The organism is Paenibacillus eucommiae (assembly GCF_017874215.1).
GTDB lineage: Bacteria > Bacillota > Bacilli > Paenibacillales > NBRC-103111 > Paenibacillus_AI > Paenibacillus_AI eucommiae.
On the sequence record NZ_JAGGLB010000029.1, the window covers coordinates 135470 to 143551 of the forward strand.

9 protein-coding genes and 1 other RNA gene are annotated in these 8082 nt (G+C 43.9%); all 10 read left to right on the forward strand.

Features of this window, described 5'->3' with window-relative positions:
- Positions 1 to 4 precede the first annotated feature (4 nt).
- The 10 genes from J2Z66_RS31795 to J2Z66_RS31840 all read left to right on the forward strand — a co-directional run bounded on the left by J2Z66_RS31795 (position 5) and on the right by J2Z66_RS31840 (position 7588).
- Entirely contained in the window at positions 5 to 1273 is a 1269-nt protein-coding gene (locus J2Z66_RS31795; RefSeq protein ID WP_209976792.1) for a radical SAM family protein, read from the forward strand.
- A gap of 107 nt (positions 1274 to 1380) precedes the next feature.
- The gene (rpmE, locus tag J2Z66_RS31800; protein WP_209976793.1) at positions 1381 to 1578 is read left to right on the forward strand and encodes a 50S ribosomal protein L31; all 198 of its coding nucleotides are present in this window, start codon (positions 1381 to 1383) and stop codon (positions 1576 to 1578) included.
- A gap of 71 nt (positions 1579 to 1649) precedes the next feature.
- Positions 1650 to 2024 (forward strand): hypothetical protein, encoded by a 375-nt coding sequence (locus J2Z66_RS31805; RefSeq protein ID WP_209976794.1) that lies wholly within the window; start codon positions 1650 to 1652, stop codon positions 2022 to 2024.
- Between the two features lie 139 nt (positions 2025 to 2163).
- An RNA gene (gene ffs, locus J2Z66_RS31810) (signal recognition particle sRNA large type) lies at positions 2164 to 2427 on the forward strand.
- 154 nt (positions 2428 to 2581) lie between these two features.
- On the forward strand, positions 2582 to 4027 hold the full coding sequence (locus J2Z66_RS31815) for an ATP-binding protein (RefSeq protein ID WP_312894859.1): 1446 nt from the start codon (positions 2582 to 2584) through the stop codon (positions 4025 to 4027).
- A gap of 93 nt (positions 4028 to 4120) precedes the next feature.
- Positions 4121 to 5875, forward strand: a complete 1755-nt coding sequence (dnaX, locus tag J2Z66_RS31820; RefSeq protein ID WP_209976795.1) for a DNA polymerase III subunit gamma/tau — start codon at positions 4121 to 4123, stop codon at positions 5873 to 5875.
- A gap of 58 nt (positions 5876 to 5933) precedes the next feature.
- Positions 5934 to 6245: a YbaB/EbfC family nucleoid-associated protein gene (locus J2Z66_RS31825; RefSeq protein ID WP_209976796.1), complete on the forward strand. Its 312-nt coding sequence runs from the start codon at positions 5934 to 5936 to the stop codon at positions 6243 to 6245.
- Between the two features lie 77 nt (positions 6246 to 6322).
- Complete coding sequence (gene recR, locus J2Z66_RS31830; RefSeq protein ID WP_209976797.1) at positions 6323 to 6919, forward strand: recombination mediator RecR; 597 nt, start codon at positions 6323 to 6325, stop codon at positions 6917 to 6919.
- Positions 6920 to 7040: 121 nt separating this feature from the next.
- Positions 7041 to 7337 carry a DUF2508 family protein gene (locus tag J2Z66_RS31835; RefSeq protein WP_209976798.1) on the forward strand — a complete coding sequence of 99 codons (297 nt, stop codon included), beginning with the start codon at positions 7041 to 7043 and terminating at the stop codon, positions 7335 to 7337.
- Complete coding sequence (locus tag J2Z66_RS31840; RefSeq protein ID WP_209976799.1) at positions 7319 to 7588, forward strand: pro-sigmaK processing inhibitor BofA family protein; 270 nt, start codon at positions 7319 to 7321, stop codon at positions 7586 to 7588. Before J2Z66_RS31835 ends, J2Z66_RS31840 begins: the two co-directional genes overlap by 19 nt.
- Positions 7589 to 8082: the final 494 nt, after the last annotated feature.

Genomic DNA, 8082 nt, shown 5'->3' on the forward strand with positions numbered 1-8082 from the left:
CGCTATGAATTTGGTTTACGCTGACTCAGCAGGTAATGTATACGATCATCCGGACTACCTTTCACTTGGACGCAATGCCGAGATGATTACGGAAATCATGGAAGATGAGCTCATTCCGCTGCCAGAGGGAGCAACACTGGTTAGTCTACCCTTTACAAGGCCTGTTGGGATGGACGTTGCAACGGGAGATATGAAGCTGCTCGATGGTGATTATCAGGCTGTCGGTGCTTTGCTGCCGCAAGGCTTTACAAGAATACTGCTGCCTGGATATGTCAAATCGGATAAAAGCAAGCTATTGCCACTGTTCGGTTATACCGCCGTCGTATGGAAAGAGAACGGCTTCTACGTGGCTGCCCGTGAAACCGACAACCCTTATTATTGGAATCCGATTCACTGTGATCCTCTGGAGCTTGAGAATCAGGTCAAGCACATAGTTGCTAAATATCCCGATAACCGTTTATATGAGCATTTGTCTAACTGTGCTTTGGGTTATGAATGTTTAACAGCTTCCAATACATTCTTGAATCGATGGGAAGGCGCAGTTCCTGTCTCTTATTCATGCAATGCTGGTTGCTTCGGTTGTATCTCTGAGCAGCCGGAGGACAGCGGCTTTCCAGCCCCGCAGACAAGAATGAATTTTAAACCGAAAACAGAAGAAGTTGTTGAAATCATGCTTGAGCATTTGCGGACGCCTGAGAGCATCATCAGCTTCGGTCAAGGCTGTGAAGGTGAACCTTCGACACAAGCCAAAACAATTATTGAAGCTATTAAACAGGTCCGTCAGCAAACGAAGATGGGTTATATTAATATCAACACGAATGCCGGATTGTCAGATCATATCCGCGGCATTGTGGATGCTGGGCTTGATTTAATGCGGGTTAGCACGATCAGTGCGCTTGACGACCATTACAACGCCTATTACAGACCAAGGGGTTATACGTTGAAGAATGTAGAGAAGTCCCTGAGGTATGCGGCGGACCAAGGAGTCATTACCTCGATTAATTACCTGGTTTTCCCTGGAGTGACCGATCGTGAAGAAGAGATTGAAGCTATGGTCGAATTTGTCCGGAGGACGGGGCTAAAGTTAATTCAAATGCGTAATTTAAATATCGACCCTGAAAGCTATTTGGCCATCATCCCTAAAGCTCAAGGCGAGCTGCTCGGAATGAAGCAAATGATTGAAATTTTTGAAGCAGAGCTTCCAGATGTCATATTGGGTTCTTATACACATACCCCTGAATTTTTTGGCAATCCAAGCGGGTCGAGAGCTTGAATTATTTTGAAGTTGCTAATATTTATCCTTCTGTGCTATTATACGTTTGTGTGTGAATTTAACTCTGTTTCGCATAATGATTCAGGGCAGAAAGAGGTGAACTGGATATGAAAGAGGCTCTTCATCCTACTTATTATGTAACTACAGCGACTTGCGCTTGTGGGAATACATTTGAGACGGGTTCCATAAAGCAAAATCTGCGCGTTGAGATTTGCTCGAACTGCCATCCATTCTTTACTGGAAAACAAAAATTCATTGATGCTGGTGGTCGTGTCGACAAATTCAAGAAGAAATACGGTATTTAATTCTGTACGCATAAGTTCACCTCCCTTGGTCATCCTAAGCTTAAGCTTGGATGCGGTAGGGAGGTGTTTTTATGTCGAAACGATTTTTGGGTCTTATAGCGGGGGTATTGTTACTGAGCGGATTAATGGGCTGCAGCAGCGGCGTGAAACAGAAATCACAAGTCAAGCCCTATCCTGAAGATGGATATATGGGGCTTACGAGCGTTAACCCTAATTTTCCATTAAATCCGACTTATCATCATTACCAAGACGATGCTAGCTTGATGAAGGCAGTTTTGGCTCAGTTTCCTGAAATTAAACATTCACAATTAACAATTAGAGGTCCTATTGTAGACGTTAAGCTGCAATACAAAGATGGTTTAAGCCCCTCACAGATAGAGCAGGTCAAATCAGCTGCATATATGGCTCTGAAGACAAATATGCCAAGGTATACAATTCATATGTAACCGACTGACGTCAATGGGATTGGAAGCTGATTGGAAGCTGCTAACGTATTGCTGATAGCCGGATCATAATTGGGCAAGAATACCATGGATATGAACACCTTGTTGCTATTTATCTCTCAATCGGATATACTTATTTTTGCCGTGCTAGATGGGGAGGTAGCGGTGCCCTGTAGCTCGCAATCCGCTGTAGCGGGGTTGAATCCCTGTTAGAGGTACTGTGATGTAAGGTCTGACTTTTACACGTGGTGTTGAGAGTCGGGTCCTCCGCAATGGATGCCTGTGAACCCGGTCAGGTCTGGAAGGAAGCAGCCGTAAGCAGGATTTTTCATGTGCCGGGGGGAAGCCTAACTTGAGCTAACGATAAAAGTTCGCTTGGATCCCTTTATCAATAACAGGTGCACGGTAACTAATGATTTTATGCAAACGCCGATTTCGGCGTTTTTTTCTTTTTCTCTCTTGGAAGGAAATCACTGAATGGGAAGAGAATGTGTTATGAACGAATGAATTTGATGCCGCCGCTTACGTCTTCTTGTCCGTCTAAGAAAGGGTGTTGCCGATTGTCAAAGAAAAAAGTGCCAAAGGTTCAAATGACCATGGATGGGTTGAACAGGTTGCTCCGTCAATATCAAGGGCAAGGTGTGCTTATGATTGATCAGGAAGGAGAAATTCTTCAAGCAAACACGTTTTTTTTAGATGCCTCAGGGTATTCGGCGGATGAACTGCTTGGGAGCCCTATCTCTCAAGTCATTCGAATCACGGATAGCTTACAACATATATATGCCCGGTACTTTGAAGCAAATATGAGCATGGAACAATGGGAAGAGCAGCCAAAGGCTTTTATACAAGCCAGAGATGGAAGAATCTTGAGTCATTACTATTCCATGATTGAATTTATGCAAGGTAATCGGACTGTGTACATATTCTTGTTAGAGGATCAAACTGAGCCCCTTCAGCTCAACTTACTGCAACAATTTTCCGATGCTTTTTTGAAGGATGTAAATTTGGGTGTGATATTGATCGATTTGAATTATGCGTTAATTGATATCAGTGACATGGCATGCAGGGTTCTTGGCCTGGAGCGGAGTTCGATCTTGAACCAGTCGATGGAAAAAGTATTCGAAGCCGTACCTATTCAGCACCAGCTTGTCCAGAAAACAATTTTAGATGGAATGGTAGTTCGCAACCATGCCGTTTCGTGGATGAATGACCAGGAACGTTACGAGCTATTACTCGATTCTAACGTGTTAAAGGATAACCAGGGACAAATTGTAGGCGCTTATTTAATTTTTAAAGATGTTACGAACCTGAGATCCTTGGAAGAAATGGTACAGCGCAGCGACAGATTGGCGATGATTGGACAGATAGCAGCTGGCACTGCACACGAAATCCGCAATCCCCTGACCTCGATCAAGGGCTTTCTTCAAGTGCTGCGACGAACCTTTGAGGTTCGCGGCATGAATAAGGAGCAGGGCTACACGGAAGTTATGCTAACTGAAATCAACCGGATCAATGAGCTAGTCAGCGAATTTTTGCTTTTAAGCAAACCTAAGCATGTAATCTATGAACAAACGGATGTGTCTCTGGTTCTAAGGGAAATACTGCCGATCATTAACAATGAGGCGATTTTGTATAAAGTGCACCTTCAATATGAAGCTGCTTATCATTTGCCGTTGGTTATTGCCGATCAGGAGCTGCTTAAACAGGTTTTTCTGAATTTATGTAAAAATGGAATTGAAGCTATGGTAGATGGAGGGATATTAACGATAACTGAAAAGCTGGATCTGGAAGAACGGAAGGTCAGCATTGAAATTCATGATACTGGACCTGGTATTCCCGTGTTTGTAATCGATAAGATTTTTGATCCCTTTTTTACGACCAAGGATAGTGGTACGGGTCTAGGACTTTCCGTTTGCCAGCGTATTATTCATGATATGGGCGGGAGTATACGCGTAGCCTCCAAAGGCTTTGGCACTACTTTTACTGTAAGCATTCCTTACTCCTGATTTGATCCTCTATTTCATCGTGCGGAGGGTTATAGTATAATGGATTCAGATAATTCTAAGCATGAATTCCTTGAATTATTGGGAGAGGACATTATGGCACATATCGCTTTGTACAGAACTTGGCGTTCCCAAGTGTTCCGCGAGGTTGTCGGGCAGAAGCATATTACTCAAACCTTGCAGAATTCACTCAGAGAAAATCGGCTTTCTCATGCCTATCTTTTTAGCGGCCCCCGCGGCACAGGCAAAACGAGTACTGCCAAAATATTGGCCAAGGCCGTGAACTGTGAGAAGGGTCCCAATGAGGAGCCTTGTAATGAATGCTCAGCCTGCTTGCGTATAACTGAGGGCTCTGTGATGGATGTAGTTGAGATTGATGCTGCGTCAAACCGCGGAGTGGAAGAAATCAGAGATATCCGGGATAGGGTCAAATATGCCCCGACGGAAGTGCGGCAGAAGGTTTATATTATTGATGAAGTTCATATGCTGACTACAGAAGCCTTTAATGCGCTGCTCAAAACATTGGAGGAGCCGCCGGCGCATGTTATGTTTATTCTGGCAACGACGGAGCCGCACAGGCTTCCTGCGACGATTATTTCGCGCTGTCAGCGGTTTGATTTCCGCAGGGTTTCGCTGGAAGAGCAAGTACAGAGGCTGCAATATGTATGTGAGCAGGAACAGATTTCGATTGATGAAGAAGCGCTCCATTATATAGCCCGTCTGTCAGACGGAGGGATGAGAGACGCTCTGAGCTTGCTGGATCAATCCGCTTCTTTCGCGGCAGACAGGATCGCAATCAGTGATATTTTGTCTATTACTGGAGGCGTGGCATCGGATCAATTCGAGAAGCTTGTTAAAGCTATTAAAGATAAGGATTTAGGTGCAGCTCTTGAGCTGATCGACCGGTTTATGCAAGAAGGCAAAAGTGCAGACAAGTGCATGGAGAGCTTAATTGAATATTTTCGGGATTTACTTATGGTGCGAATGGTGCCGAATTCTCCTGCTGTTACGGAGAGGATTTTTGATTTGCCGCATTTGCAAAGTGTGGCCAGCAGCTTTTCTCCCTCGGACATGATGCGAATGATTGAGGTGCTTAACCATTATCAAAGTGAAATGAAGTACTCGGTTCAGCCGCAGACCATGCTGGAAATAGCTGTTATGAAAGTAAGTGAAATTCATAGTTTGCAATCGGGGCCATCAGATCTGCTGCAAACCTCAGCATCTCCGACAGCAGCTGTGCCCTCTCAACAAAGCAATTTGCTTCAGGAAATGAGTGCAAAGCTGTTAAAGCTGGAAGACCAGCTTGCCGCACTGATGAAATCAGGTGTTGCAGTTCAGTCTGCTGATGCTGTCTCGAAAGCCCCTACCCCTAAAGCTCCGCCAGCGTCTGTGCCTTCCAGAAAGTCAGGCCTCAAGCTGGATGCATACCTCCAGGCAGTTCAAGGTGAAGAAACCCGTATGGCATTAATGAAATGGGGGCAAATTCTAGGTACAGTCAAGGAGAAGAAGATTACTGTCCATGCCTGGCTTGTTAACGGAGATTTAGTTTGCAGCCAAGGGGATTCATTACTGGTAGCTTTTAAGAACGAAATGCATCGGGACACAACGGAAAAACCGGAGAACAAACAGTTGATCGAGCAGGTGATCACTGCTGTCCTAGGAAAACCTTTCAGGCTGGTCACGATTATGCGTAAAGAGTGGGATGATGCCCAAGCTAAAGCTGTAGAAGTGCCGCAGGAGGTTTTGGAGCTTCAGCCAGAGGAGAACTTGAACGGCGGGCATAAGGAAGAGTGGATTTCTGAAGCGATCCAGCTGTTCGGCGAAGATCTGGTTAAGATTAATGAAGACTGAATTTGACTGAATTCTTATAGAATTCCTAAATTATAATCCCAAAAAGGAGATGTAAACTATGAATAACATGAATCAAATGATGAAGCAAGTGAAGAAAATGCAGGAGCAAATGATGAAAGCCCAGGAGGAATTGGGCACTAAAGTAATTGAAGGAAGCGCAGGTGGCGGTGTCGTCACAGTAACAGTGAACGGTCATAAAAAGATTCAAAATATTTTAATTAAGCCGGAAGCTGTTGACCCTGAAGATGTAGAAATGCTGCAGGACCTGATTTTAACCGCAGTGAACGATGCTATGAGCAAGGCAGATGAATTGGCCAACAAAGATATGGGTAAATTTACTGGCGGAATGAACATTCCTGGATTATTCTAAAATCTTCAAACTAAAATCTTTAACTAAAAACTAAAAACTTAAACCTTTTAACTTTTAACTACGAAGGAGATCATCCGTTGCACTACCCTGAACCGATAGCAAAGTTAATTGATGCCTTCTCCCATTTACCTGGGGTGGGTCCCAAAACGGCGGGCCGCCTGGCGTTCCATGTGCTGCGGATGAAAGAGGATGATGTGATCGACTTCGCCAAAGCGCTTGTCAGCGTGAAGCGAAACCTTCATTATTGCTCAGTCTGCTGCAACATTACGGACATTGATCCTTGCCGTATTTGTCAGGACAAAAGCAGGGACGATTCAGTCCTATGTGTTGTACAGGAGTCTAAGGATTTAGTAGCTATGGAGAGAACCAAGGAATTTCCTGGCTATTACCATGTTCTGCATGGAGCTATATCTCCAATGGAGGGGATAGGTCCCGATCAAATTCATATCGCTGAGCTGCTTAAGAGGTTGAGTGATGAGAAGGTCAAGGAGCTTATTCTCGCTACCAATCCTAATATTGAAGGGGAAGCTACAGCTATGTACCTTTCTAGGCTCATAAAACCCTTCGGGCTAAAAGTAACCCGCATTGCTCATGGTTTGCCTGTTGGTGGTGACCTGGAATATGCGGATGAAGTGACCCTTACCAAGGCGTTGGAAGGCCGCAGAGAAATATAGAACAATAAGCAGCAGTACTTGGGAGCCGAGAGGCTCTCTTTTATGTTTGGCTGGTTCTAATGCTCCCGCACTGTCCATATGATTTATAGAGAGACTCTTTGGTTATAGAGGAGGTTGGAGTGTGAAGCTTAGCCGGAATTGGTTTCATGTAAAGTGGGGGTTATCGGCCCGTCAGCAGGCGGAGGATGCTGCAAGAGAAAGAGAGCTGCTGCTTCTGGAAATACAAAAAGCTTTGAAAACCTGGGTTCATGCACAAGCACAATTTGAGTATGCCCTGGATAAGGATGAGATTGATTATGCGATCTATTCCCTGGAGGCTGCTGAGAAAAGATACGAAATGCTGCTGAGAAAAGCCAAAAATACGCTGGTAAATAGCGATGGTATTTTGGAGGTGGAGCCATGGTCATCCCCTATGTAATGTGGGCGTTGCTGGTGGTTTCTTCGCTGCTTCTGTTGTATGTGTTATTTAGAAGCGGACAAGCAGGCAGGTGGATCTCGGTACTGGCGATGAATATAGTGTTTGCTGCGCTTATACTTTACGTAATTAATTTGTTTGGAAGTTATACTCACATGAATATACCTATGAATTACCTCACCTTGGCGGTCGTGGCTCTGCTCGGGATACCAGGAGTGCTTCTTTTGATAGCATTGAAGATTGTATTGCTTTAGCAGGAATTTTATTTATTTAGAATTGTTAGTTGAAAAAAATGAACAAATGCATGCTAATAGTTGTTTGTTGAGCCTATAATTTTGTTTTGATTACTGCATTAAACCGTTATTTTAATTTATTTTGTTATTATGGTTGACTTTAATTAGGTTCATGTGTTATCTTATAAAAGTTGCCGCTAAAAAGCGACAGCAGCCGACAACAAAATGAAGCTGATCGTAAAAAAGATGCTGAAAATTGTAGTTGCAAAAAAGAAATCAATGTGGTATATTAGTCTTCTGGCTTTCGAGAGAGAGTTGGATGAAGAATAAGACTGCTAGAGAAATTGCTCTTTGAAAACTGAACAACGAGTGAAGAAGAGATCGCCTGATGAGGCCTCAAATCCTAACGGAAATGAAGCGCACAAGTGATCAAAAAAAGTTTTAAAATGAGATGTAAATCTCGTCAGTTTCGAATTTTGAGCTGTTAAGCTTGAGAATAAAAAGTCGTGTAAGAC

Excerpts from the sequence above, each read along its gene's own strand:
- J2Z66_RS31795 (WP_209976792.1), top strand. The coding sequence starts at position 5 with ATGAATTTGGTTTACGCTGACTCAGCAGGTAATGTATACGATCATCCG.
- dnaX (WP_209976795.1), top strand. The coding sequence starts at position 4,121 with ATGGCACATATCGCTTTGTACAGAACTTGGCGTTCCCAAGTGTTCCGC.
- J2Z66_RS31805 (WP_209976794.1), top strand. The coding sequence starts at position 1,650 with ATGTCGAAACGATTTTTGGGTCTTATAGCGGGGGTATTGTTACTGAGC.
- J2Z66_RS31840 (WP_209976799.1), top strand. The coding sequence starts at position 7,319 with ATGGTCATCCCCTATGTAATGTGGGCGTTGCTGGTGGTTTCTTCGCTG.
- J2Z66_RS31825 (WP_209976796.1), top strand. The coding sequence starts at position 5,934 with ATGAATAACATGAATCAAATGATGAAGCAAGTGAAGAAAATGCAGGAG.
- rpmE (WP_209976793.1), top strand. The coding sequence starts at position 1,381 with ATGAAAGAGGCTCTTCATCCTACTTATTATGTAACTACAGCGACTTGC.